The organism is Clostridium sp., from assembly GCF_026168755.1.
Taxonomy (GTDB): Bacteria; Bacillota; Clostridia; order Clostridiales; family Clostridiaceae; genus Clostridium.
The window spans coordinates 12,064-36,822 of the sequence record NZ_JAPFDR010000033.1 but is presented as its reverse complement, the minus strand read 5'-3'; the positions used below and the strand labels follow the sequence as shown (position 1 = coordinate 36,822).

The 24,759-nt window shown below is 27.9% G+C and carries 22 protein-coding genes and 2 pseudogenes; 21 read left to right on the top strand and 3 right to left on the bottom strand.

The annotated features are described in order from the left end of the window. Positions 1-197: 197 nt before the first annotated feature. From fliB to Q0Y03_RS11330, 9 genes and pseudogenes are all read left to right on the top strand, one after another. Positions 198-731, top strand: a pseudogene (fliB, locus tag Q0Y03_RS11370) (flagellin lysine-N-methylase); the annotation flags it as partial. Positions 732-905: 174 nt separating this feature from the next. Continuing rightward, on the top strand, positions 906-1,772 hold the full coding sequence (locus Q0Y03_RS11365; RefSeq protein ID WP_297713942.1) for an ABC transporter ATP-binding protein: 867 nt from the start codon (positions 906-908) through the stop codon (positions 1,770-1,772). Next, positions 1,760-2,524 carry a hypothetical protein gene (locus tag Q0Y03_RS11360; RefSeq protein ID WP_297713941.1) on the top strand — a complete coding sequence of 255 codons (765 nt, stop codon included), beginning with the start codon at positions 1,760-1,762 and terminating at the stop codon, positions 2,522-2,524. Before Q0Y03_RS11365 ends, Q0Y03_RS11360 begins: the two co-directional genes overlap by 13 nt. Continuing rightward, positions 2,524-2,901, top strand: coding sequence for a GntR family transcriptional regulator (locus Q0Y03_RS11355; RefSeq protein ID WP_297713940.1), 378 nt, complete (start codon positions 2,524-2,526; stop codon positions 2,899-2,901). The genes Q0Y03_RS11360 and Q0Y03_RS11355 overlap by 1 nt, the downstream gene beginning before the upstream one ends. Positions 2,902-2,905: 4 nt before the next feature. Continuing rightward, complete coding sequence (locus Q0Y03_RS11350; RefSeq protein WP_297713939.1) at positions 2,906-3,640, top strand: ABC transporter ATP-binding protein; 735 nt, start codon at positions 2,906-2,908, stop codon at positions 3,638-3,640. Positions 3,641-3,646: 6 nt separating this feature from the next. Continuing rightward, positions 3,647-4,165: a hypothetical protein gene (locus tag Q0Y03_RS11345; protein ID WP_297713938.1), complete on the top strand. Its 519-nt coding sequence runs from the start codon at positions 3,647-3,649 to the stop codon at positions 4,163-4,165. A gap of 51 nt (positions 4,166-4,216) precedes the next feature. After that, positions 4,217-4,786, top strand: coding sequence for a GNAT family N-acetyltransferase (locus tag Q0Y03_RS11340; protein WP_297713937.1), 570 nt, complete (start codon positions 4,217-4,219; stop codon positions 4,784-4,786). Between the two features lie 154 nt (positions 4,787-4,940). After that, positions 4,941-5,675: a nuclease-related domain-containing protein gene (locus Q0Y03_RS11335; RefSeq protein WP_297713936.1), complete on the top strand. Its 735-nt coding sequence runs from the start codon at positions 4,941-4,943 to the stop codon at positions 5,673-5,675. A gap of 33 nt (positions 5,676-5,708) precedes the next feature. After that, positions 5,709-6,448, top strand: a pseudogene (locus Q0Y03_RS11330) (ribonuclease Z). 206 nt (positions 6,449-6,654) lie between these two features. On the opposite strand, the gene Q0Y03_RS11325 reads toward Q0Y03_RS11330, so the two are convergent. Further along, entirely contained in the window at positions 6,655-8,667 is a 2,013-nt protein-coding gene (locus Q0Y03_RS11325; RefSeq protein ID WP_297713935.1) for a penicillin-binding transpeptidase domain-containing protein, read from the bottom strand. Positions 8,668-8,867: 200 nt separating this feature from the next. Here Q0Y03_RS11325 and Q0Y03_RS11320 point away from each other — a divergent pair, with 200 nt between their 5' ends. The 12 genes from Q0Y03_RS11320 to Q0Y03_RS11265 all read left to right on the top strand — a co-directional run bounded on the left by Q0Y03_RS11320 (position 8,868) and on the right by Q0Y03_RS11265 (position 23,343). Beyond that, positions 8,868-11,048, top strand: a complete 2,181-nt coding sequence (locus Q0Y03_RS11320) for a DNA topoisomerase III (protein ID WP_297713934.1) — start codon at positions 8,868-8,870, stop codon at positions 11,046-11,048. Between the two features lie 228 nt (positions 11,049-11,276). Next, entirely contained in the window at positions 11,277-12,530 is a 1,254-nt protein-coding gene (secD, locus tag Q0Y03_RS11315) for a protein translocase subunit SecD (protein WP_297713933.1), read from the top strand. Positions 12,531-12,533: 3 nt separating this feature from the next. Next, positions 12,534-13,406: a protein translocase subunit SecF gene (secF, locus tag Q0Y03_RS11310; protein ID WP_297713932.1), complete on the top strand. Its 873-nt coding sequence runs from the start codon at positions 12,534-12,536 to the stop codon at positions 13,404-13,406. 204 nt (positions 13,407-13,610) lie between these two features. Beyond that, positions 13,611-14,465, top strand: coding sequence for a DHH family phosphoesterase (locus Q0Y03_RS11305; RefSeq protein ID WP_297713931.1), 855 nt, complete (start codon positions 13,611-13,613; stop codon positions 14,463-14,465). A gap of 62 nt (positions 14,466-14,527) precedes the next feature. Beyond that, positions 14,528-15,046: an adenine phosphoribosyltransferase gene (locus tag Q0Y03_RS11300; RefSeq protein WP_297713930.1), complete on the top strand. Its 519-nt coding sequence runs from the start codon at positions 14,528-14,530 to the stop codon at positions 15,044-15,046. A gap of 129 nt (positions 15,047-15,175) precedes the next feature. Next, positions 15,176-17,359 (top strand): bifunctional (p)ppGpp synthetase/guanosine-3',5'-bis(diphosphate) 3'-pyrophosphohydrolase, encoded by a 2,184-nt coding sequence (locus Q0Y03_RS11295; protein ID WP_297713929.1) that lies wholly within the window; start codon positions 15,176-15,178, stop codon positions 17,357-17,359. 84 nt (positions 17,360-17,443) lie between these two features. Next, positions 17,444-17,893: a D-aminoacyl-tRNA deacylase gene (gene dtd, locus Q0Y03_RS11290; protein WP_297713928.1), complete on the top strand. Its 450-nt coding sequence runs from the start codon at positions 17,444-17,446 to the stop codon at positions 17,891-17,893. Between the two features lie 26 nt (positions 17,894-17,919). Further along, positions 17,920-18,537 (top strand): MBL fold metallo-hydrolase, encoded by a 618-nt coding sequence (locus tag Q0Y03_RS11285; protein WP_297713927.1) that lies wholly within the window; start codon positions 17,920-17,922, stop codon positions 18,535-18,537. Positions 18,538-18,551: 14 nt separating this feature from the next. Continuing rightward, positions 18,552-19,985 (top strand): coproporphyrinogen III oxidase, encoded by a 1,434-nt coding sequence (locus Q0Y03_RS11280; protein ID WP_297713926.1) that lies wholly within the window; start codon positions 18,552-18,554, stop codon positions 19,983-19,985. Positions 19,986-19,989: 4 nt separating this feature from the next. Beyond that, entirely contained in the window at positions 19,990-21,237 is a 1,248-nt protein-coding gene (hisS, locus tag Q0Y03_RS11275; protein WP_297713925.1) for a histidine--tRNA ligase, read from the top strand. A 20-nt stretch (positions 21,238-21,257) separates the two neighbouring features. Then, positions 21,258-23,045, top strand: coding sequence for an aspartate--tRNA ligase (gene aspS / locus Q0Y03_RS11270; RefSeq protein WP_297713924.1), 1,788 nt, complete (start codon positions 21,258-21,260; stop codon positions 23,043-23,045). A 154-nt stretch (positions 23,046-23,199) separates the two neighbouring features. Beyond that, on the top strand, positions 23,200-23,343 hold the full coding sequence (locus Q0Y03_RS11265) for a hypothetical protein (protein ID WP_294140975.1): 144 nt from the start codon (positions 23,200-23,202) through the stop codon (positions 23,341-23,343). A 57-nt stretch (positions 23,344-23,400) separates the two neighbouring features. On the opposite strand, the gene Q0Y03_RS11260 is transcribed toward Q0Y03_RS11265, so the two are convergent. Next, on the bottom strand, positions 23,401-23,859 hold the full coding sequence (locus Q0Y03_RS11260) for a threonine/serine exporter family protein (protein WP_294140976.1): 459 nt from the start codon (positions 23,857-23,859) through the stop codon (positions 23,401-23,403). Between the two features lies 1 nt (position 23,860). After that, positions 23,861-24,619, bottom strand: coding sequence for a threonine/serine exporter family protein (locus Q0Y03_RS11255; RefSeq protein ID WP_294140977.1), 759 nt, complete (start codon positions 24,617-24,619; stop codon positions 23,861-23,863). Positions 24,620-24,759 lie beyond the last annotated feature (140 nt).

The following is a 24,759-nucleotide window of genomic DNA, read 5'->3' as shown; positions in this document are numbered from 1 at the left end:
TGATTATATATAAGTAAATAGGTTATAATTGAATCCACAATAACGACATCCTTTCATGGTTATTTTTGTTTTGTAAGAGATTCAATTTTAACATGAAATTAGGGGGTCGTTGTTTTTTTATACAAAAAAACTTGCGAAACCGTGATATATAAAGATTTAAAAAGAGAAGTAGTGTAGAAAAATTTACACTAACTAATAAAATTGAAGAGTATAATAATGAAAAAGACTTTGAGGGAATAGAAGATATTTTAGAAGAGTATAGTGAAGGAAATATTGATTTTGATTCTTTAAAAACTTTAGATTTAAATGAAAGCAATGAATTTTATTTAAGCCTTTTAGATGAAGAGTTAATAAAAAATATAAGAAGTGTTAGATTAAAAGAATGTGTTAAAGAATATAAAAAAGAAATTTTAAAAGTAAATGATATTGTAAAGCAAATAAATGATGATAAAAGTCTTTTAAGTTTAATAGAGAAATATTCTTATATTTTAGAAAATTATTTAGTAAATCAGATATTTAAAGATTTAATTCCATTCAATAGGGGAGAAAGTTTAAATTTAAGTATAAATATATTAATTAATAGTTATAAAATAATAAAAGCCTATATAGTTGGAATAGCTTTAAATAATAAAGAAATAAACGAAGAGTTAATAATAAGAGTTATACAAAGTTTAAGTAAGGATATAGAGCATAATAAAGTATTTAAAAATATTTTAGAAGCGTATATATAAATATTGAAAATGTGTTGCTAATAGATTCTAGCAACACATTTTTTATATAATAAAGATTTTAATATAATAATTTGGAAAAAAATACATGGGATATATTGACATTGTTGGTGAGTTGTATATATACTGTATATATAGATATAAACAGTATATATACTGTAAAGGGGGAAAGAGTTTATGACAATGTTAATGGAGTTAAATGATCTACATAAGGAAATAGGAGATTTAAGACTAAATAATATTAATCTTAAATTAGAATCAGGATATATTGTTGGATTATTAGGAGTAAATGGGTCAGGAAAAACATCTCTTATAAATACAATATTAAATTTGTATAAAAAAGATAAGGGAACGGTTATCATTAATGGATTTTCAATGGATTCTAATGAGAAGAAAGCTAAAGAACAAATAGGTTTTGTCTTGGATGAAAATATGTTTGAAGATACTATGAGCGTTAAGAGTAATGTAGTGGTTTTTGGAAGGCTATATAGCAGATTTAATGAAGAAGTATTTAAAGAGTTTTGTAAAAGGTTTAATATTCCATTTAAAAAGAAGGTTGGAAAGTTATCTACAGGGGAAAAGATTAAGTTTCAATTAGCATTTGCATTATCACATGATGCAAAATTATTTATAATGGATGAACCAACAGCAGGATTGGATCCCTTATTTAGGAAAGAATTAATTAACTATATGCAAGAAATAGTTGAAGATGGAACTAGAAGTGTATTATTTTCAACTCATATTACTGAAGATTTAGATCAAATAGGAGATTATATTGCATTAATAAATAATGGAGAGTTATTTTTTTATTTAAGTAAGGAGGAGTTAGGAGAAAAGTATAAAATTTTGCAAGGAAGCAAAGAAAAGATTGAAAGTATGAAAGATATTAATATTATTTATAAGGAGTATGGAGAATATCATAGCTTTGCATTTGTAGAAGATTTAAAGATAAAAAAATATGAGGGGATTAAGATAAAAACTCCAACATTAGAAGAGATAATGTATTGCTTAGATAAGGGAGGATATGACAAATGCTTAAAGTAGTTTTAAATGATTTATTAGTAAACTTAAAAAAGAGATGGGTTGAAGTAACTATAGACATAGCATTTTATATATGGGCAGCTTATTATATTTCTTATTTCATAAGTATGGCAGGCAATTCTAAGGTTAATCCAAATTTTACAAAAGTTAATTTGGAGCAGGGATTGTCAGTAAAAATACTAACGGTAGTAAGTATTATAGCATTTCTTGATTTATATTCTTTAATGAAAAAGATACCACTTAGGCTTAGTAAGGCCATGTTTGTATGTGCAGCAGGAGAATGGGAAAAAATTAAATATATATTATTGCAACTTGCTGTAAAAATTATATTTAGTATTATATTCATATTTATATTTAGTTATTATTGTTCAGGAAGTATTTTTATAAGTAATAATTTTATCATCAATAGTATACAAATTATCTTATGGTTTTTTATTATTCTAAATATTAATTTGAAGATTGGAATAGGAGAAAAAGAAGTAAAGAAAAAAGATAAAGAAGGTTATGTGATTATAACAAAAGAAGAAGAAATAGTAAATGTTTATTGGTTTTGTTTATTAATTATAGAAGCTATAGCTTTTTATTCGCTTGTTAATTTAAATATAAACTTTAACTTATTTATAATATTAGGATGGTTGATAGCATTTGCTATAAATACTTTTGTTGCATACAAATATATGAGACCGATTTTAAGTAAATCACTTTCTTATGAAGAGGTATATCGTCAAGAGCCAGAAGGGAATGAAGGTTATTAATGAATATTATTTTAGATATAGAAAGCAATCTTTCAATTTATGAGCAAATTGTAAAAGCAATTAAAAGTTTAATTGTTAAAGAAGAGATTTTTCCAGGAGATATGTTACCATCTATAAGGGCTTTAGCTAGAGATCTTCAAATAAGTGTAATTACAACAAAACGTGCATATGAAGAACTTGAAAAGGAGGGTCTAATATATTCAGTACAGGGAAAAGGATTTTATATAAAAGAACCTAATAAGGAAAAGTTAAAGGAACAGCAATTAAAGTCTTTTGAAAGTATGGCAGAAAAGTTAATTGAAGAGGGAAGAGAATTAGGTCTTACAATAGATGAGATGCAAGATGTTTTGAAGACTTTATATGAGGGGAGAGAATAAATATATGTCTAGTATTATAAAATGTGAAAATATACAAAAAAAATATAAAGATTTTTCTTTGAAAGATATTAACTTAGTAATAGAAAGTGGATATCTTACAGGGCTTATAGGGCTTAATGGTGCAGGAAAAACTACACTTATAGATATTTTAGCAGGAATAGATACAAAGTTTGAAGGGGATGTAACTGTAGATGGTATAAATCTTAAGGAAGATTTAAAAGGAGTTAAAGAAATGATAGGCTTAATATCTGAAAAAAATACATTTTTTCTAGATAATACAGCTTTAGACAATGGACTTATGCTAGGGAAGTATTTTAAAAATTGGAGTATGGAGGAGTATTATTTATGGTTAGATAAAATGAATATTCCAAAGGGGCAGCCAATATATCAATTTTCTAAGGGTATGAAAATGAAGTTTCAAATAAGTTTTGCTATGGCACATAAGCCAAAATTTCTTTTATTAGATGAACCAACAGCTGGTTTTGATCCTGTATTTAGAAAAGATTTTATTAGAATGCTACAAGGAATTTTAGAAAATGATATTGGTATTTTAATGTCTACACATATAACAAGTGATTTAGATAAGATTGCTGACTATATAATTTTAATTGATAATGGAGAAATTAAAATTAATGATACTAAGGAAGCGTTAGAAGATGAATTTAAAAGAAATAGGTTAGAAAGTGCTTTAAAGAAAAAGTTTAATATAGGAGATTTACTAAATAGTAGTAGGGGGTAAAGTGATATGACTTTTTTTGAGGATGAAAAAAAGAGAATTAATAAGTATTATCATAAATTTTATTTAGGAATATTTTTATTTATCTACTTTATTAATGTTCAATCAAATGTTTCTTATGAAATTATAGCAATAAAAAATGGAGCAGATAAGCAACCAATTCCTTTTATAAACTCTATAGTTATATTTGGATCAATTATACTAATACTTTATTTAAATTATCATCTTTTTTGGATAAAGGAACAAGGTAAAAAGGTTTTTATATTAAGGAAATATGATATGATACCATTAAGTAAAAGGGAAATTTATTTTTCTAAGTTTAGAATAATAATAAATAATTTCTTTCAATTTTTATTTGGTGCTATAATAATTTATATAGTAATATTATTATTTAATAATTATTATGAATTTAATATCATAAATAATATTTTTGATATATTAAAAATATTATTATTTTCAAGTGTGTTAATTGGCGTTGTTTTAGTAATAAATTTATTTGAAGATTATAATAGTAAAAAAGCTATATAAATATAATGATAAGATTAGTTATAAAATATTTTTGTTAAATAGGGGTATTATATGAGAATAGATGATAAAATTGAAGCTAAAAGATTAATATTAAGAGAATTTACTCATGCAGATTTTGAAGATGTACATGGATATGCAAGTAATTTAGAAAATATAAAATATATGATATGGGGACCTAATAGTGAAAAGGATACTATTGAATTCTTAGATGATTGTATATCTAATATAGATAAAAATCCACGTACACAATATGATTTCGCTATTACGCTAAAAGAAAATGGAAAGGTTATAGGAGGATGTGGCATTTACTTAAATGATGGATTATATGAAGGAATGTTAGGTTGGATACTTCATAAAGATTATTGGAAACAGGGATATATGACAGAGGCGGGAAAGGAACTAGCTAGATTTGCATTTGAAGATTTAAAATTACACAGACTGTATGCAACTTGTGATGCTGAAAATTATGGTTCATATCGTGTAATGGAGAATTTAGGAATGAGAAGAGAAGGACATATTATAAAGAATAGAAGGTTCACAGGGTTTAAAGATGAATGGCATGATGAGCTATTTTATGGGATACTATATGAGGAATGGATTAAGAGAAAAGGTTATAAGTAGAATTATTTATAAAAAGAGGGATAGTATTAGAGAATAATACTATTCCTTTTGTAATTTTAGAGAATTATCTAATAACATTAACATAAATGTTTACAATAACTATTTAAAATGGCAAAATGATATTAGAAAATAAATAGAAAGATTAGGAAAACAAATGAAGATGGAAATAGTAGTATTAATAAGTATATTAATACTAATAAAATCATATGAGTCAAAAATAAAAGGATATGTTGGAGAGAAACTTGTATCTAAAAGATTAAGTAAATTAAATAAGAGAAAATATAAAGTAATAAACAATGTACTTTTAAAAGCATCAAAGGGAACTACACAAATAGATCATATAGTAATATCACAATATGGAGTATTTGTTATTGAAACAAAAAATTATAAGGGAATAATTACTGGAAATGAATATGATGATAACTGGAATCAGATACTATTTAATAATAAAGAAGTATTAAGAAATCCAATAAAACAAAATAATGGGCATGTTAAGGCATTAAAAGATGTTATACCAACATTAAGATATAAGAAAATAAACTCTATAATTTTATTTACTAAAAGATCAAAACTAAAGGTTAATACTGAAACTACAGTTATATATTATAATAAAGTAAATAAAATGATTAAAAAAAGTAGAAAAAAAGAATTTACAAAAGAAGAAGTTGATTATATCTATAAAAAACTTAATGAACTGAATATTGATTCTTTTAAGCAAAGAGTAGTTCATGTAAAAAATGTAAAAAGAAATATTAAAGAAGCTGAAAAGAAATTAAGAAAAAATAAATGTCCAAGATGTGGAGGAAAGCTAAAAAAGAAAAAAGGGAAATATGGAAAGTTTAAGAGGTGTAAAAATTATTCAGAATGTACTTTTAAAATTAATATTTAGTATAAAAGAATATATAGAAAAGTGGTGATAGCAATGGTTGATTTATGTTTATTGGGTTGTGGAGGTGGAATGCCTATGCCATTTAGAAGTTTATCTGCTAGCCTTTTAAATTTTAAAGGAAGAAAAATTCTTATAGACTGTGGAGAGGGGACACAAGTTTCTATGAGAATGGTAGGATGGGGATTTAAATCAATTTAAATGTAAATAAAGAAAATTTAGAGGTGGTAAATGAGAATGGACAAATAAAAATAAATACTTTAAAAGTTGATCATTCATCACCATGTTTAGGATATAGCTTTTACTTTAAGCGTGATAGGAAGTTCTCACTAGAAAAGGCTGAGGAAAATAATATTCCTAAAGTTTTATGGAATAAACTACAAAAAGGAAATGAAGAAGTTATTACATATGAAGGAAGAGAATATAAAAAAGAAATGGTTCTTGGAAATGAGAGAAGAGGAATAAAATTAAGTTTAATTACAGATAGTAGGCCACAAGAAGAAATGATTAATTTTATAAAGGAAAGTGATTTATTTATTTGTGAAGGTACATATGGAAATAATGATGATATGGAAAAAGCCATTAAAAATAAGCATATGATATTTGCTGAAGCTGCAAAACTTGCTAGTGATAGTAATTGTAAAGAATTATTATTAACTCATTTTACTCCAGCTATGATAGAGCCTAAATTATATGAGGATAATGCAAGAAATATTTTTGAGAATACGATAATAGGTGAAGACAGATTAATAAAGAGTCTTAGCTTTTCTCAGTAATGAGAATATAAGACCTTTTATTAATATATAAGGGGATATATTTATAAAAGTGAAAAATTAACTAATAATAGGATTAAAGGTGAAATTATCAATATATATAAGTTGGGTATTATAGTTCTAAATAATTAAAAGAAGAACAATATTTTAAATTGGGGTAGTAGATAGATTTATTTTTTACACAAATCTATCTACTCTCCCGAAAGTGATTATCTATTTAAGTATTCTTCCATTATTGCTTTAACCATTGGAATAGGAATACTACTACCGCCTCTATTCTTTACATCTTCTACTATCATTGCAACAGCAAGTTTAGAGCTAGTTGTATCAACAGCTACAAACCAACCATTTTCAGTTCCAGTAGTATCGTCTTGAGATATTTTTATTTCAGCAGTTCCAGTTTTAGCTGCAATATTAAATCCATCAATTTGAGCTAAATGAGCACTACCATCAGCATCATTCACCATTGCAGAAAAATCTTCTATTAATGTAGGTAAATATTCAGATTTGATTGCTGATTTTTTCCAAACAGTAGCAGAACTATCAGAAGTTAAAACTAATCTTGGATTCATAATATTACCATCATTAGCTAAGGCACTATAAGCTAGAGCCATATTTAATGGTGTTACCATTAATTCACCTTGTCCGTACCCTGTATCTGCCAATAATATTTCGCTATCTAAACTTCCATTATTAGAAATACTAGAATTAGTCATAGGATATTCAAACGTTAAATCTTCACCTATACCAAATCCTTTAATTCCATTAATTAAATTTTCACTACCAATTTTTAATGCTAGCTGAGCAAAGTATATATTATCTGAATATTTAGCTGCTTCTCTTAAGGTTATTGGAGTAGTTATATTATTAACTCTAGTTATAAAATAATTACCCCAGCTTGAATCTTTTTGCCAACTTTGACTATCTATAGTAACACTTTCATCAGCATTTAGTATTCCGTTATTTAACCCAATTGAAGCAGTTAAAAGTTTCATTGTTGAGCCAGGAGCATATGTTTTACTAAATCTATTAATTTGATCTGTATAATTATTTGCTTCTCTTTCGGATGCTTTAGTTTTTGTAACATATGTTGTAAACATATTTGAATCATAAGAAGGGGCACTAACTAATGCTAAAACTTCTCCTGTTTTAGGATCAATAGCTGTAACAGCTCCTTTTTCTCCATTTAATTGAGAATAAGAATTAGTTTGTAAAGTTGAATCTATGGTAAGTTTAATATCAGTACCATTTACAACTTCTTTTTTTAGAATTGAAATTTCTTCATTATTTCTACTAAGATAAATTTCAGCGCCATCTTCACCACGTAAAGTATCTTCATAAACTTGTTCAATTCCAGCTTTTCCAATTAAACTTGTTTGAGTATATCCTCTATCACTTTTAGATTCTAATTCCTCTGCTGTAATAGATCCAACATATCCGATTAATCTCCCAAAAGCTTCTCCTCCATTATAAACCCTAGAGTTTTTTTGGTTAATAATTATGCCTTCATTACTTCTATTAACTAAAGTTGTCAGTTTTTCATCAGTTGAAAGTATATCTACTATTGGAACAAAATATTCTGGGTTTGAATTTGCATTTAATTTATTTATAATAGTTTCTTCACTTATATCTAAAGTATTTGCAAGTTCTGTTATTTTAGCATCGCGATTTTCTAAATCGAATTTAGATGGGTGTATTCCAACAACGGAGATTGTCCCATCTTCAGCTAAAATATTATCATTTCTATCAAGTATTTTTCCTCTAGTATGACTAATTGTTCTAACATAAACTTTATCACCCTCAATCATATTAGGAAATATCAGACTTTCATCCCAATTAATAAGGTATTCTTTACCTTCTTTATAAATATTTACTTTGTAATTATTTATGTTTAATTCTCCAGCAACAGTAGTAGCTTTAAGGGAGAAGGGAACAGTATAATAATCTTCGTTTTTTATAATATCACCAGAAATTTCGATTTTAAGATCCTTTAAATTTATTGCTGAATATATATTTGCATATCTATTTACAAAAGTTTCTTCATCAATATATTCTTTAGAGTTTTCACTTAACATGGAATACATTCCAGAAAAATCTTTATTAATCCATTTTTCTTTAAAAGTATTAAATGTTTCTTCATATTTATTAATTTTTGAACAGGAAACTGAAGTAACTATTATAATTAATAGTGAAAATAACAGTATATTTCTAAATTTTTTCATACAAACCTCCTTAAATAGTGTCTCATTGACTATTATACTATTTAGTGGGAAAAAAACCAATAATATAAAAATTAATAATTTGTTATATTAAAATGTTATATGTAATTTATTTTGGCCTTAATATTATTTAAAGCTTTATTAGGCGTTTAAGGTAAATTATGATATAATAAGTAGAAAATCTTAAAGAAAAAGGAGAAAATATGAGTAAGATTTTAGTATTGGCAGAAAAGCCATCAGTAGGTAGAGACTTAGCAAAAGTTTTAAAATGTAATAATAATAAAGGTTCATATATTGAAGGAAGTAAATATATAGTAACTTGGGCAATGGGGCATTTAGTAGGACTTATGGATCCGGAGGGTTATGACAATAAATATAAAGAGTGGAAGATGGAAACACTTCCTATGCTACCTAAGCATATGAAACTAGTTGTATTGAAGAAAACAGGAAAGCAATTTAATGAAGTTAAAAAGCTTATGAATAGAGATGATGTTAGTGAAATAGTTATTGCAACAGATGCTGGAAGAGAAGGTGAACTTGTTGCAAGATGGACTATAGAAAAGGCTGGAGTAAAGAAACCTCTTAAGAGATTATGGATTTCATCACAAACAGATAAAGCTATTTTAGATGGATTCAGAAATTTAAAAGATGGAAAAGAGTATGAAAATCTGTATAGAGCTGCGGTTTGTAGAGCTGAAGCAGACTGGCTTGTTGGTCTTAATGTAACTAGAGCATTAACTTGTAAATATAATGCTCAATTATCAGCAGGTAGAGTTCAATCACCAACACTTGCAATGATAGTTCAAAGAGAAGAAGAAATCAAAAACTTTAAACCGAAGGAATACTATACAATAAATGCAAAGACAAAAGGATATAATTTATCTTGGATTAGTAAAGATAATAACAGTAGAGTTTTTGATGAAGAATTTGCAAATAAAATTGTTTCTAAAATAAAAGGTGCAGAAGGTGAAATAGTTAATATTAATTCTATAAACAAAAAGAAATTTTCACCGGCTCTTTATGATTTAACAGAATTGCAAAGAGATGCAAATAAGATTTTTGGATATTCAGCAAAACAAACATTAAATATAATGCAAAGGCTTTATGAAAATCATAAGGTATTAACTTATCCTAGAACAGATTCAAGATATATATCTACTGATATTGTAGCAACTATTCCAGATAGACTTAAAGCAATTGCAATAGGGGAATATAGAAGCACTGCAGAGGGATTATTAAAAACGAAAATAAATGGACATAAAGGTTTTGTAGATAATTCTAAGGTAAGTGACCATCATGCGATAATACCAACAGAAGAAAAACTAAATCTTTCAAATTTAACTTCAGAAGAAAGAAAAATTTATGATTTAGTAGTAAAGAGATTTTTAAGTGTAATGCTTCCAGCATTTGAGTATGTTCAAACAACTATAGAAGCAAAAGTAAATGATGAAAGATTTATAGCAAAAGGTAAAATAGTAATATCTAAAGGATGGAAAAATCTTTACGATAAAATAGAAGAGGATTCATCTGAAGATGATATTAAGGAACAAATATTACCTAATATTAATAAAAATGATAAGTTTATTGTTGAAAGTATTTCTTTAAATAGAGGAGAAACTAAACCACCATCAAGATTTACTGAAGGTAGTCTATTATCTGCAATGGAAAATCCTCATAAACATATTAATGTAGGAAAAGATGCAGCTAAGACTCTAGGTGAAACAGGAGGATTAGGCACAGTTGCTACTAGAGCTGATATAATAGAAAAGTTGTTTAATTCTTTTGTTATAGAAAAGAAGGGAAAAGAAATTTTACCTACATCAAAAGGAAAACAACTTATAGATTTAGTACCTAAGGAGTTAAAGTCGCCATTATTGACAGCTAAATGGGAAAGTCAATTGGATGAAATAGCAAAAGGAAAGAGAGAGTGGAATAGTTTTATTAAAGAAATGAAAAATTACTCTGTTGCTCTTGTAGAAGATGTAAAAGGGGCAAATAGTAAATTTGTTCATGATAATAAGACTGGAAAGAAGTGTCCTAATTGTGGTAAATATCTTTTAGAAGTTAAAGGGAAGAATGGAACAATGAATGTCTGCCAAGATAGAGAGTGCGGATATAGAGAAAATATTGCTAGAGTTACAAATGCAAGATGTCCTGAGTGTAAGAAAAAGTTAGAACTTAGGGGACAAGGAGAAGGAAAGATTTATATTTGTACTGGATCTAATTGTAATTTTAGAGAAAAAGCATCTGTATTTGAAAAGAGATTTGATAAAAAAGGAAAAATTGATAAGAGAGAGACTCAAAGAATAATGAAAAAGATGCAAAAGGAAGCTGAAGAAATAAATGACAATCCATTTGCAGAACTATTAAAGAATTTTAAATAGTATGTACAATAATGAAGAAGTAATAAAACTTAGAGTTACGTTGTGTTTTTACTTCTATTTTTTAGGAGGAATCTATAATTTTTTATAACTTTATATCTAATGGAATAAAAGCTGAATAATATGTGAAAAATAAATGTAAAAAAATAGAGAAAATATTAATCTTACTTGATATTGGAAAGTATACATAATATAATTATTGTGAGATAAAAGTACAGAAGGGGGAAAACCATGAAAAAAGGACGAACAAAAGTTAGAAGTGCTATACTATTTATTCTAACATTAGTTGTTATAGTTACATTCGCCTATGCTGGTGGGATGGGTGTTGAAATAGCAGGATGGGAATTTAAGTCATTCAATAAAGCTATTACTAAGGGGCTTGACTTACAAGGTGGGGTTTCTGTGTTAATGGAGATACAAGATGAGAATGTAACAAAAGCTGATTTAGAAAAAACAAGACAACTTATTGATTTAAGAGTTAATAAGTTAGGTGTTGCTGAAACTTCAGTAACAATAGAAGGAGACAGAAGAGTTAGAGTTGAGATTCCAGGTGAATATGACTCTAAGGATTTAGTTGATAGTTTATCTAAAACTGGTAATTTAACATTTAAAGATGCAGATGGAAATGAAGTTTTAAACGGTTCAGATGTTGATGAGGCAAGTGTAGTTATTAATAGCACTAACAATGAACCAGTAGTATCATTAAAGCTAACAGATGAAGGTACTAAAAAGTTTGCAGAAGCAACTCAAGCAAATCTTAATAAAACAATTTCAATCTATATGGATGATGAAGAAATATCAAGTCCAACAGTAAATGCTGTTATAACTGATGGTAATGCTATTATAGAAGGTAGCGGTAGTTTAGATGAAGCTAAGAATTTAGCTGGTTTAATTAATGCAGGGGCACTACCTGTGACAGTTAAAGCTGCACAAATAGAGAATGTTGGAGCTCAATTAGGAGCTGAGGCACTTCCAAATGCCGTAAAAGCTGGAGTTATAGGAATAGCAATTATATTTGTATTTATGATTATTTATTATAGAGTACCAGGAGTTATTGCAAGTATAGCCTTAACATTATATGTATGCTTAGTTTTACTAGCGTTTGTTGAGTCTGATGTTGCATTAACCCTTCCAGGTATTGCTGCATTTCTTTTAACTGTTGGTATGGCAGTTGATGCTAATATACTTATATTTGAAAGAATTAGAGAAGAACTGAAAAATGGAATGTCTGTAAAATCAGCTGTAGATAAAGGGTTTAGTAATGCTTTATCTTCAATAATTGATTCGAATATAACTACTGCTATAGCTGCACTTGTACTTTATTTTATGGGTACAGGAAGCGTTAAAGGATTTGCTGTAACATTAATAATAGGTATAGTAGTAAGTATGTTTACAGCTGTAGTTGTTACTAAAACATTGATGAGATGGGCTGTTGATATGGGAATGTTAAAATCTAATTGGCAGTTTAGAGTAAAGAGGGGGTAGAAGATGTTTAAGATAATAGAAAAGACAAAGATTTGGTTTTCAATATCCCTAGCAATTATATTAGTTGGTGTAGTTTTAATGGCAACTAGAGGATTAAATTTTGGTATTGATTTTAAAGGTGGTACTAAAGTTGTTGTTGATTTTGGAGATAGCTTTGATAAGGTAGAAGCTGATGAAATAGTAAAAGAATATGCATCAGATGCAGTAACAAAAACTATAGAAACTACTCAATATGAAATTAAATCAAAAGATTTGGATGAGACTAAGACAGCAGAATTATTTAATGCATTAAAGGAAAAATATTCATTAGAGGATTCAGCTTTAGTTTCTCAAAGTCAAATAGGGCCATCAGTAGGAAAAGAGTTAACAAGAAATGCATTTCTTTCTGTTGCAGTTGCTTGTGTGGCAATGCTTATTTATATAGCAATAAGATTTGAGTTTAATTTTGGTTTAGCTGCTATAATTGCTTTATTACATGATGGTTTAATAACTTTATCAGTTTATGCAATTTTTAATATACCTGTAAATATTTCATTTATAGCCGCTATGTTAACAATTCTAGGATATTCAATTAATGATACTATTGTTATTTTTGATAGAATAAGAGAAAACCGTCATAGCATGAGAAGAAGTACTCCAACTGAAATAGCAAATGTAAGTATTAATAAGACTTTATCTAGATCTATAAATACTTCATTAACTACTTTAGTAATAATTGGGGCGGTTAATATATTTGTACCAACAGTGAGAGAGTTCTCATTCCCATTATTAATAGGTGTTGCTGGTGGAGCTTATTCTTCAATTTTCATAGCATCTCCAATTTGGGTGTTATTACAAAATAGAAAAGCAAAAAATAAAAAAGTAAAAACAGCTTAATATTATATAAGATTAAAGAAGTAGTAAGGAATTGCTACTTCTTTTTTAGATATAATATACAAAAAAAGATAAAATAAGTGCACACTATTCTAAAAATAAAAGATTTTACAAGATAATTTGCTATCAAATGCAGAAAACATTTGTATTATATCGATTTATCTATTATAATATAACTGTTTTCTTATTATTGTGGAGGAGTTTGTCATGCGTAAGTTTTGGGAAAGTATATATAGTCCTAATTACATAACTGGATATAATCCCTTTATACTTAAAGATATGAATAAAGCAATAGAACGTATGGTATCAGCAATTAATAATAGAAAGAAAATTGTTGTTTATGGGATACCAAATGTAGATGGATTATGTGCTATTTCATCCCTTATACTGGTTTTGAAATATTTAAATGCCGATATTGAATACGTAGTCCATGATGATTCTTCAAGTAAATCTAAAATTTCATCTAAAGATATAATAAACAATGTTCAATTTTTAGGTGGAGAAGTGCTTATAGCTTTAGGGATAGATTTAAAGTCAAAGGAAGAAGAAAAGCTTTGTAAAAGTCTTGGGATAGATTTGATAGTTATAGAGAATAGAGACGTAAATTATGATTATGAGTACATATACATAAACCCTAATCAAAAGGGATGTCAATATAGATATAAGAATTTATCAGTAAGTGGATTAACATTTAAGTTAATGCAAGCAATTGCAATTTATTACAATGTTAAAAGTATAAACAAGTATCTAGACCTAATATTAATAGGTGAAAAATGGGCTAAATCCCCTAAAAAAGGTGAGAATAGTGTTTTTATAAAAGAAGGTATGAGGTTTTTAATTAATACAAACAATCATGGATTAAGATCTATTATGGATGCTTATAGCATGATTAATATAAATGAGGATAGTGTTGATAAAATAATAGATGTTATTACTCCAACGATTAATGTTGTGACTATGACAGACAACGCTAGAATTATAATTGAGTTTTTAATAACAAATAGAAAAGAAAGAGCAGAACAAATAACAAAGTATTTAAATAAGTCTAAAGAGAATGTATAATATTATTACATAAAAATTTAGATATAATCAATACAAGAATAAGTTTATATGGAGGATTTGTTATGGATCTAAAAAAAAGTATAAGAATAGTGGAAGATTTTCCAAAGAAGGGAATTAGTTTTAAAGATATTACTACATTAGTAGCAGATGGAGAAGCTTTTAAATATTCAATAGATGCAATAGCTGAACATCTTAAAGATAAAAATGTGGATGTTATATTAGGACCTGAAGCAAGAGGATTTATTTTTGGAGTACCTGTTGCATATGCTTTAGGAGTTGGATTTGTACCAGTTAGAAAAAAAGGAAAACTACCTTTTGAAACAGTATCAGTTAATTATGAGTTAGAATACGGTACAGATGTATTAGAAATTCATAAGGATGCGATTAAGAAAGGGCAAAGAGTAGCTATAGTTGATGATTTACTTGCTACAGGAGGAACTATTGAAGCTGTAACTAGACTTGTAGAAGCTGCAGGTGGAGAGGTTGTTGCTTTAGATTTTGCAATTGAATTAACTGAATTAAAAGGAAGAGATAAATTAAAGGGATATGAAGTAATATCGCTTGTGCAATACGATATTTAATTTATTGAAATACCTTAAATTTTAATATATAATTAGTGTAAAGGTGGCTGGTTGAATTAACCAGCCATTGATTTTAATTTTTATTACAAAAAAAGTACAATATTTAAAATTCTTAAAGGGAGGATTTGAATGGTTGATGTATTGATACAAAAAATAAAGGAAAATTGCACAAATGTTGATTTAGATGTTGTAAATAAAGCATTTAATTTAGCTTTTGAAGCTCATAAGGAACAAAAAAGAGAATCTGGAGAACCTTATATAATTCACCCTATTGATGTAGCTGTAATTTTAGCTGAATTAGGTATGGATACAAGTACCATAGTTGCAGGATTACTCCATGATGTTATAGAGGATACGGACTATACATACGAGGATATTAAAGAGATTTTTACTGAAGAAGTAGCCAATTTAGTTAGTGGAGTTACTAAAATTACTAAAATGGAATATAAGTCCAAAGAAGAGCAGCAAGCAGATAATTTTAGGAAAATGTTGTTAGCTATGGCTAATGATATAAGAGTAATTATAATTAAATTATCAGATAGATTACATAATATGAGAACATTAAAATATATGCCTAAGGAAAAGCAAAAAAGAATTTCTAAAGAAACCTTAGATATATATGCACCTATTGCACATAGGCTAGGTATTTCAAAGGTAAAATGGGAACTAGAAGATTTATGTTTTAGATATTTACATGAAGAAGAATATTATGATTTGGTGAATCAAATAGCTGAAAAAAGAGTAGAGAGAGAAACATATATTGCAAAAACAATTGAAGATTTATATGGAAAGCTTGAAGAAGCAGGCATAGATTCAGATATAGATGGTCGTCCTAAGCATTTTTATAGCATTTATAGAAAAATGGTTACTAAAAATAAGAGCATAGAGCAAATATTTGACTTAACTGCTATAAGAATACTTGTTAATTCTGTAAAAGATTGTTATGAAGTATTAGGGATAGTTCATACTATATATAAGCCAATACCAGGTAGATTTAAAGATTATATTGCAATGCCAAAGCCAAATATGTATCAATCGTTACATACAACAGTTATAGGACCTCAAGGTAAAACATTTGAAATCCAAATAAGAACATTTGAAATGCATAAAACAGCAGAATATGGTATAGCTGCACACTGGAAATATAAAGAAGGTGATGCTTCAGATAGTAAGGAAAAGAGTTTTGAAAATAAGCTAGTATGGCTTAGAGATATGCTTGAATGGCAAAAGGAAACATCTGATGCAGAGGAATTTATGGAAGGTTTTAAAATAAATCTTTTCACAGATGAAATTTTCTTATTTACTCCTAAAGGTGTAGTTATAGATTTACCAAATGGTGCAACACCTATAGATTTTGCTTATAGAATACATACTGATATTGGTAATAAATGTGTTGGAGCTAAAGTTAACGGGAAAATAGTTCCACTTGATTATCAACTTAAAACAGGCCAAATAGTAGAAATTTTGACTTCTAATAGTTCTAAAGGACCTAATATGGATTGGCTTAATATTGCTAAAAGTAATCAAGCCAAAAGCAAAATAAGAGCGTGGTTTAAGAAGGCTAAAAAAGAAGAAAATATTACAAAAGGAAAAGAAGTTTTTGAAAGGGAACTAAAGAAACAAGGAGTTCACTATGCAGATATTGCTAAGGGTGAAAGTTATGATAAGTTTATAAAAAGATATAATATAAATTGTATGGATGATTTATATGCTTTAGTAGGTCTTGGAGCTATCGTAGCATCTTCATTTATTTTTAAATTAAAAGAAGAAAGTTTAGCTAAAGATGAAAAGGCTAAAGAAGAAAGCTTAAATAAAGCTATTGAAGAAAGTATTTTAAAGGCTGAAAAAAGAAAAAAAGAAAATAATTATGGAGTCACAGTTAAAGGTGAAAATAACTTAATGGTTAGATTTGCAAAGTGTTGTAACCCAGTGCCAGGTGATGATATTTTAGGCTATATAACAAAAGGTCGTGGAGTATCTATTCATAGAAGAGATTGTAGCAATTTACAAAACTTAATTGAAGAAGATGCACAAAAGGTTGTTGATGTAGCTTGGGGAACTGCAAAAGGTGTGGCTTATATGGCAGAGATTCAAGTTAAAACGGAAGATATACCAGGTGTGCTTTCTGATATAATGAATGTTATAATGGAAAGTAAGTTACCTCTTAATGCATTAAATGCAAAAAGTGCTAAAAATAATTTAGCATATGTAAATATAAAGGTTAAAATAGACACAATAGAACAATTAAAAGAGTTGATGAGGAAAATAAGAAAATTGATTGGTGTTATGGATGTTTATAGAATGAACAATTAAAGGAAACTCCTTGTGTCTTAATGCTAAAAAGTAAGTTTAGCTTACAAAATTAAAATTTGGAGTTTCTCTTGGAGGATGGTATAAATGAGAGCAGTAATACAAAGAGTAACATATTCTAGTGTTGAAGTTGAAGGCGTTATTGTAGGTGAAATAAATAAAGGATTTAATGTACTTTTAGGTATCTCAAAAGATGATACAGATGAAGATATGAAGTATATTAAAGATAAAATAATCAATCTTAGAGTATTTAGTGATGAAAATGATAAAATGAATTTATCTTTATTAGATATTAAAGGAGAATTATTATTAATATCACAATTTACTCTATATGGAGATGCAAGAAAAGGAAGAAGACCTAACTTTATGAATGCTTTAGGCGGAGAAGAAGCTAAGAAGTTTTATGATAAATTTGTTGAAATGATGAAGGAAACAGGATTAAAAATTGAAACAGGAATCTTTGGTGCAGATATGAAAGTTGATATTAAAAATGATGGGCCTGTTACAATACTTTTAGATAGCAGTAGAAATTTTTAAATAGAAATAGTAAATGAGGTGAATTTATGATAATAAAAACATATCCTATAGGTATTTATGAAGAAAATATTTATGTTTTAGTAGATGAAAAATCAAAAGATGCTTGTATTGTAGATCCAGGAGGAAATGGTGACTTATTAATTAAAAATATTGAAGAGTTAGGATGTAATATTAAATATATCTTACTAACTCATGGGCATTTTGATCATGTAGATGCTTTAAATGAAGTGGTAGAAAGATTTAAAGCGCCTGTATATATGAATGAAAATGAAGTGAATTTTATGAAAACAGATAAAACTGTTTTTGGAAATCTTCCAAAAGAATATAATATTATAAAAGATGGTGATACTTTGCCATTTGGTGATGATATTATAAAATGCATTCATACTCCAGGACATACTAAAGGGGGAATGTGTTATTTATATAAAGATGCTATATTTACTGGAGATACTCTATTTAAAGGATCAGTAGGTAGAAGTGACTTTATAGGTGGAGATTTTAATGAATTAATAAATTCCATAAAGACAAAATTAATGATCTTAGACGAGGATATAAAGGTATACCCAGGTCATATGGAATCATCAAGTATTGGATATGAAAAACTAAGAAATCCATTCTTGCAAGAGGAATTTGAGATTTTTTAATAAAAGGAGAAATCATGGAAATAAAAATTAAATTAAACGACATGAAGTATAGATATGACGTATATCAAATGTTTAATATTTATTTTCCATTAGATGAAATTAAATTTTTAGATGATGGAGATTATATTGTTAATATTTTAGATAATAAAGTAGAATTTATTAATGGTGATTATTATAAGAAAATTGAAATATCTGAAAATATTAAAGAAGACATTAAGAGACTAGTATTTTCTTCATTAAAAGATATTACACAAGAAGAATATCCGTGGGGAATTTTAGTTGGTATTAGACCATCTAAAATTGCACTCAAGTATTTAGAAGAAGGAAAAACAGAAGAAGAAATCATAGAAATATTTGAGAAAAAACATTTAGCATCGGAGGAAAAAGCTAAACTTTGCATAGAAATTGCAAAGAGGGAAGTAAGCTTTGTAAATAATAATTCTAAAAATATAGCTATCTATATAGGCATGGCTTTTTGTCCTACAAGATGCTTTTATTGTTCTTTTGCTGCTAATCCAATAGCCGGAAATAAGAAGTTAGTAAATCCATATTTAGAAGCATTAATATATGAAATCAAAGAAATGAAAAAATATGTTGATGAAAGAAGTTTAAATATCGAAACTGTATATTTTGGTGGAGGTACACCTACAGCAGTAAATAATGAAGAGTTTGAGCTTGTTATGAAAGAAGCTTATGATGCCTTTGTTAAAGGTAAAGATATAAAGGAATTTACGGTAGAATGTGGAAGACCAGATAGTATTACAAAAGAAAAACTTGAAACTATGAAAAAGTTTAATGTAACAAGAATTAGTATAAATCCTCAAACTATGAATGATGAAACATTAAAAATCATAGGAAGAGGGCATAATTCTAATGATGTAATAGAAAAGTTTAATTTAGCAAGAAGTATGGGCTTTAATGATATAAACATGGATATGATTATAGGACTTCCGGGAGAAGGGATAAAAGAAGTTATCCATACAAAAGAAGAAATATTAAAATTACAGCCAGATAGTTTGACTGTCCATGGATTATCTTTAAAAAGAGCTTCAATTCTTTATGAAAACTTTATTCTTAAAAAAGGGATTCAGGTTAAGAAGCAAGCTGAGTTAGCTGATATGTATGAAGAGAGTAGAATTTTAGCTAAAGAGTTGGAATTATATCCATATTATATGTATCGTCAAAAAAATATGGTTGGAAACATGGAGAACTTAGGTTATTCTAGAAAAGGTGCAGAATGTATTTATAATATTCAAATGATAGAAGATAAGCAAACTATTATTGCTTTAGGTGCAGATGCTGTTTCTAAAGTTGTTTTCTTAGAGGAAGGCAGAATAGAGAGATTTGCAAATATTAAGGATGTTAGAGAATATTGTAATAGAATAGAGGAAATGGTAGAGGGAAAGAAAAAATTATTAGATACCCTTTACTTAAATGAGGAGGAATAATTAAATGGAAATGCAAGCTCCAAAAGGAACGAAGGATATGCTACCACAGGATGCGTATAAATGGCATTTTGTTGAGCAAACATTTAGAGATGTAGCAAAATATTATGGGATGCGAGAAATTAGGACTCCTATGTTTGAGCATACTGAATTATTTGCAAGAGGTGTTGGTGATACAACTGATATAGTTCAAAAGGAAATGTACACTTTCAATGACAAAGGAAATAGAAGTATTACTTTAAAGCCAGAAGGGACAGCTGGGGCTGGAAGAGCTTTTATAGAAAGCAGATTATTTAATGAAGCACAACCAACAAAACTTTATTATATAACTCCATGCTTTAGATATGAAAATGTTCAAAAGGGTAGATTTAGACAATTCCATCAATTTGGAACAGAAGTATATGGATCAAAAGAGCCATCTATGGATGCAGAAGTTATCGCATTAGCAATGCAAGTTTTAAAAACTTTAGGTTTACAAAGCTTAAGTTTAAATATAAATAATTTAGGATGTCCTAAATGTAGACCTAATTATAATGAGGCATTAAAGAATTATTTAAAAGAAAATTATGATAATTTATGTCCATTATGTCAATCAAGATTTGAAAAAAATCCAATGAGAATTTTAGATTGTAAGGAAAGAAAGTGTAAGGAAGTTACTAAAAATGCACCGATAATACTTGATTATATGTGTGAAGAGTGTGATACTCACTTTGACTCAGTTAAAAAGTATTTAACTGCATTAAATATTCCATTTACAGTTGATCCAGGAATAGTAAGAGGTTTAGATTATTATACTAAAACAATATTTGAAATCTTAAATGATGAATTTACTGTTTGTGGTGGTGGAAGATATGATAAGCTTATAGAGCAATTAGGTGGACCAGAAATGCCAGCAGTTGGTTTTGGTATGGGTATTGAAAGACTTATCATGATATTAGAAAAAGAAGGTATAGAAATTCCAAATGAAAATCTTTTTGATTTATATATAGGTGCTAGAGGGGATAATGCAAAATTTGAAGCATTTACTTTAGCTAATAAGTTAAGAGAAGCTGGTGTGAAAACAGAAGTAAATCATATGGGAAGAAGTGTAAAGGCAGAGATGAAATATGCTAATAAAATTGGGGCTACATTTACAACAATTTTAGGTGATGACGAACTTCAAAATAAATCAATAAAGCTTAAGAGAATGAGCGATGGAGAACAATTTGAGGTGAGTTTAGATAATATACAAGAAATAGCTAAGGCTATTAAATAGTTAGGAGGAAAGAATACACTATGGGTGAGGCTTTAAATGGATTAAAAAGAACCATGATGTGTGGTGAACCAAGAGAAGTAAACGTAGGAGAAAAAATAACTCTTATGGGATGGGTTCAAAGAAATAGAAAGCTTGGAGGTCTTCAATTTATAGACCTTAGAGATAGAACTGGGATTATGCAAATAGTTTTTGGTGAAGAGATTAATGCAGAAAGCTTTGAAAAAGCTAAAGCAGTAAGACCAGAATATTGTATAGCTGTTACTGGAGAAGTTGTTTTAAGAGAAGCTCCAAATACTAGTATGGAAACTGGAATGGTAGAATTAAAATGTGAAAGCATAAAGGTTTTATCAGAATCAGAAACTCCACCAATATACATTAAAGAAGGATTAGATGCTGCTGAAAATATAAGATTAAAATATAGATATTTAGATCTTAGAAGACCAGATATGCAAAAAATCTTTATGATTAGAAATAGAGCTACAAAAGCTGTTAGAGATTACCTTGATAATAATGGATTCTTAGAAGTAGAAACTCCAATATTAAATAAGAGTACTCCAGAAGGTGCTAGAGATTACTTAGTTCCATCAAGAAATTATCCAGGAATGTTCTATGCACTTCCACAATCACCTCAAATATTTAAGCAATTATTAATGGTATCAGGATTTGATAAATATTATCAAGTTGCTAAATGTTTCAGAGATGAAGATTTAAGAGCTAATAGACAACCAGAATTTACTCAAATTGACTTAGAAATGAGTTTTGTTGAGCAAGATGATGTTATGGCATTAAATGAGGGATTAATTGCTCATGTATTTAAAGAAGTTTTAGGTCATGAAGTTAAACTTCCAATTAAGAGAATGCCATTTAAAGAAGCTATGGAAAAATACGGTTCAGATAAGCCAGATTTAAGATTTGGTATGGAAATTACTGATATTACTGACTGTGTTAAAGATATGGATTTTGTAGTATTTAAGTCAGCTTTAGAAATAGGTGGAAGCGTTAGAGCATTATGCTTAAAAGGTGGAGCTGATTTAGGAAGAAAGCCTCTTGATAAGTTAGTTAACTTTGTTAAGGGATATAAAGCAAAAGGTCTTGCTTGGATTCAACTTAAAGAAGATGGAGTTAAGTCTTCAATTGCTAAATTCTTAACTGATGATGTTACTGAAAATATAATTAAGACTATGGGAGCTGAAACTGGTGATGCAATACTTATTGTTGCAGATAAAAACTCTGTAGTATTCCAAAGTTTAGGTGCATTAAGATTAGAACTTGCTAAGCAATTTGATTTAATTAAAGATAAAAATGAGTTTAATTTTACATGGATTACTGAATTCCCATTATTTGAATACAATGAAGAAGAAGATAGATACCATGCTGCTCATCATCCATTTACATCGCCAATGGATGAGGATTTAGATATGCTTGAATCTAATCCAGGAGCTGTAAGATCTAAGGCATATGACTTAGTATTAAATGGTGAAGAATTAGGTGGAGGATCTATAAGAATACATGATTCTGCACTTCAAACAAGAATGTTTAAAGCTTTAGGCTTTACTGAAGAGTCAGCTTATGAAAGATTTGGATTCTTAATAGATGCATTTAAATTTGGTCCACCACCACATGGAGGATTAGCATTTGGGCTTGATAGAATGATAATGTTCTTAGCTGGAACTGAAAATATAAAAGATGTTATAGCATTCCCTAAAAATCAAAATGCTTATTGCTATTTAAGTGAAGCACCAAACGTTGTAGATCAAAAACAAATTGATGAATTAGGTTTAATAATAAAACCTGAAGATAAAGAATAATTAATTTTTTGAAAAAGCCAGCATAAGCTGGCTTTTTTATGTATATTATATATGTCATTTGTAATTGTAATAATATTTAACAGGATAAAAAATCTTAATTTGATTAAAATAATAATGTAAGTACTCTATACATATTTACTAAGGAGGAGTCACTATGAAAAACAAAATGATGAAAAAAATGAATAGAAAAATGCGTAAAATGAAGATGAAGAATAGTGTTATAATGGAAATGGCAGAAGATTTAAGAGATTTAATTGAAAATGCTAAATTGTATAAAAAATTAAGAGGTAAAAAGTAGAATATAAAATAATATATGAAAATAATCTCAACTGTTTATGTTGAGATTATTTTTATGTTATTTTTGAGCAAATTTTTTCATTTCTTTTTTTCGTTTAGCACTAAGAAGTAATCTTGTAAGTGTTGAAACAAATAAAACTCCTAAAGCTAATGTTCCAGCGCTTGCTAGTGTATTTAATCCTAGTTCTAATGATTTAGATATATTACCTGAAATTGCTTCAAGCATAGTATAGTACATACCACTACCAGGTACTAATGGAATTAGAGCACAAACAACAAATGTAGTAACAGGTGTCTTAAAAATTCTTGCAAGAACTTCACTATATATACTGAAAATTATAGATGAAATAAATAGTGAAGAAATTTCTGATAAACCCATTTGTAATGGGAGTGAATAAAAGAACCAACTTATAGCACCACCAAGAGCAGCAAAAAAGATTTTTTTACCACGTATATTAAAAGCAATACAAAATCCAAGTGTTGCAAAAAAAGATACGAATGTAACCCAAATAATCATTTTAAATTCCTCCAAAGTTTGATATCCAGAAACTTAGTACTGCACCAGTACCTACAGCAATAGATATAGCGACTAAAAAAGCTTCAGCAGCTCTTATTACACCAGATAGTAAATCTCCTGAAATTGTATCTCTAATGGCATTGGTAATAGCTAAACCAGGAACTAATAACATTATAGCACCTATAATAGTTTGATTAACTTGACTTGCAATACCAAATTTATAAAAAATTATTGCTAAAAATGCTGCAATTCCACTACATATACTATTTATAAAGAATGAGTTTATACCTATTTCAGACCATTTTATAGTTAGAAATTTAATTACCAAACCAATAAGGAATGCAGAAAAAACATCTTTAAGGGTTCCACCAAATAAAACTGAAAATGAACCTGCTCCTAAAGCAGAGAATATTATAATAACAGGAAGAGGATAAATATTTTCCTTATTAATTTTAATTAATTCTTGCCTTAAATCATTAACAGATAGTTTTTTTGATAATATACTTCTAGACAAATCATTTACTTTATCAATTTTATCTAAATTAACAGTTCTATTAGAAACACGACGTGTTAAGGAGTATATTTTACCTTCATGACAAATTGAAGCCATAATTCCTGTTGGAGTAGCAAAGCTTTCAGCTTCTTCAGCACCATATATTTTACAAATACGCCAAATAGTTTCTTCTACTCTATAAGTTTCGCCACCATTTTCTAAAATCATTTGTCCAGCAAGCATTGCAACTTGAAGTATTTCATTCATAACACAAAACTCCTATATTTTTTAAATTTTTTATGTATTATACCATAAGAGATTATAAAAATGTATATTTATAATTTAAAAAGTAGTTGAATTAATTATTATTTATATATATAATTTTATAAAAAGATAATTGGGGTGAT

What these genes read in the sequence shown, in the direction of transcription:
- Q0Y03_RS11335 (WP_297713936.1), top strand. Translation starts at nt 4,941, where the DNA reads ATGAAGATGGAAATAGTAGTATTAATAAGTATATTAATACTAATAAAA.
- Q0Y03_RS11295 (WP_297713929.1), top strand. Translation starts at nt 15,176, where the DNA reads ATGGTTGATGTATTGATACAAAAAATAAAGGAAAATTGCACAAATGTT.
- Q0Y03_RS11260 (WP_294140976.1), bottom strand. Translation starts at nt 23,859, where the DNA reads ATGATTATTTGGGTTACATTCGTATCTTTTTTTGCAACACTTGGATTT.
- Q0Y03_RS11300 (WP_297713930.1), top strand. Translation starts at nt 14,528, where the DNA reads ATGGATCTAAAAAAAAGTATAAGAATAGTGGAAGATTTTCCAAAGAAG.
- Q0Y03_RS11360 (WP_297713941.1), top strand. Translation starts at nt 1,760, where the DNA reads ATGCTTAAAGTAGTTTTAAATGATTTATTAGTAAACTTAAAAAAGAGA.
- Q0Y03_RS11285 (WP_297713927.1), top strand. Translation starts at nt 17,920, where the DNA reads ATGATAATAAAAACATATCCTATAGGTATTTATGAAGAAAATATTTAT.
- Q0Y03_RS11280 (WP_297713926.1), top strand. Translation starts at nt 18,552, where the DNA reads ATGGAAATAAAAATTAAATTAAACGACATGAAGTATAGATATGACGTA.
- Q0Y03_RS11265 (WP_294140975.1), top strand. Translation starts at nt 23,200, where the DNA reads ATGAAAAACAAAATGATGAAAAAAATGAATAGAAAAATGCGTAAAATG.
- secF (WP_297713932.1), top strand. Translation starts at nt 12,534, where the DNA reads ATGTTTAAGATAATAGAAAAGACAAAGATTTGGTTTTCAATATCCCTA.
- Q0Y03_RS11320 (WP_297713934.1), top strand. Translation starts at nt 8,868, where the DNA reads ATGAGTAAGATTTTAGTATTGGCAGAAAAGCCATCAGTAGGTAGAGAC.
- Q0Y03_RS11255 (WP_294140977.1), bottom strand. Translation starts at nt 24,619, where the DNA reads ATGAATGAAATACTTCAAGTTGCAATGCTTGCTGGACAAATGATTTTA.
- Q0Y03_RS11355 (WP_297713940.1), top strand. Translation starts at nt 2,524, where the DNA reads ATGAATATTATTTTAGATATAGAAAGCAATCTTTCAATTTATGAGCAA.
- Q0Y03_RS11365 (WP_297713942.1), top strand. Translation starts at nt 906, where the DNA reads ATGACAATGTTAATGGAGTTAAATGATCTACATAAGGAAATAGGAGAT.
- aspS (WP_297713924.1), top strand. Translation starts at nt 21,258, where the DNA reads ATGGGTGAGGCTTTAAATGGATTAAAAAGAACCATGATGTGTGGTGAA.
- Q0Y03_RS11325 (WP_297713935.1), bottom strand. Translation starts at nt 8,667, where the DNA reads ATGAAAAAATTTAGAAATATACTGTTATTTTCACTATTAATTATAATA.
- hisS (WP_297713925.1), top strand. Translation starts at nt 19,990, where the DNA reads ATGGAAATGCAAGCTCCAAAAGGAACGAAGGATATGCTACCACAGGAT.
- secD (WP_297713933.1), top strand. Translation starts at nt 11,277, where the DNA reads ATGAAAAAAGGACGAACAAAAGTTAGAAGTGCTATACTATTTATTCTA.
- Q0Y03_RS11305 (WP_297713931.1), top strand. Translation starts at nt 13,611, where the DNA reads ATGCGTAAGTTTTGGGAAAGTATATATAGTCCTAATTACATAACTGGA.
- Q0Y03_RS11350 (WP_297713939.1), top strand. Translation starts at nt 2,906, where the DNA reads ATGTCTAGTATTATAAAATGTGAAAATATACAAAAAAAATATAAAGAT.
- Q0Y03_RS11345 (WP_297713938.1), top strand. Translation starts at nt 3,647, where the DNA reads ATGACTTTTTTTGAGGATGAAAAAAAGAGAATTAATAAGTATTATCAT.
- Q0Y03_RS11340 (WP_297713937.1), top strand. Translation starts at nt 4,217, where the DNA reads ATGAGAATAGATGATAAAATTGAAGCTAAAAGATTAATATTAAGAGAA.
- dtd (WP_297713928.1), top strand. Translation starts at nt 17,444, where the DNA reads ATGAGAGCAGTAATACAAAGAGTAACATATTCTAGTGTTGAAGTTGAA.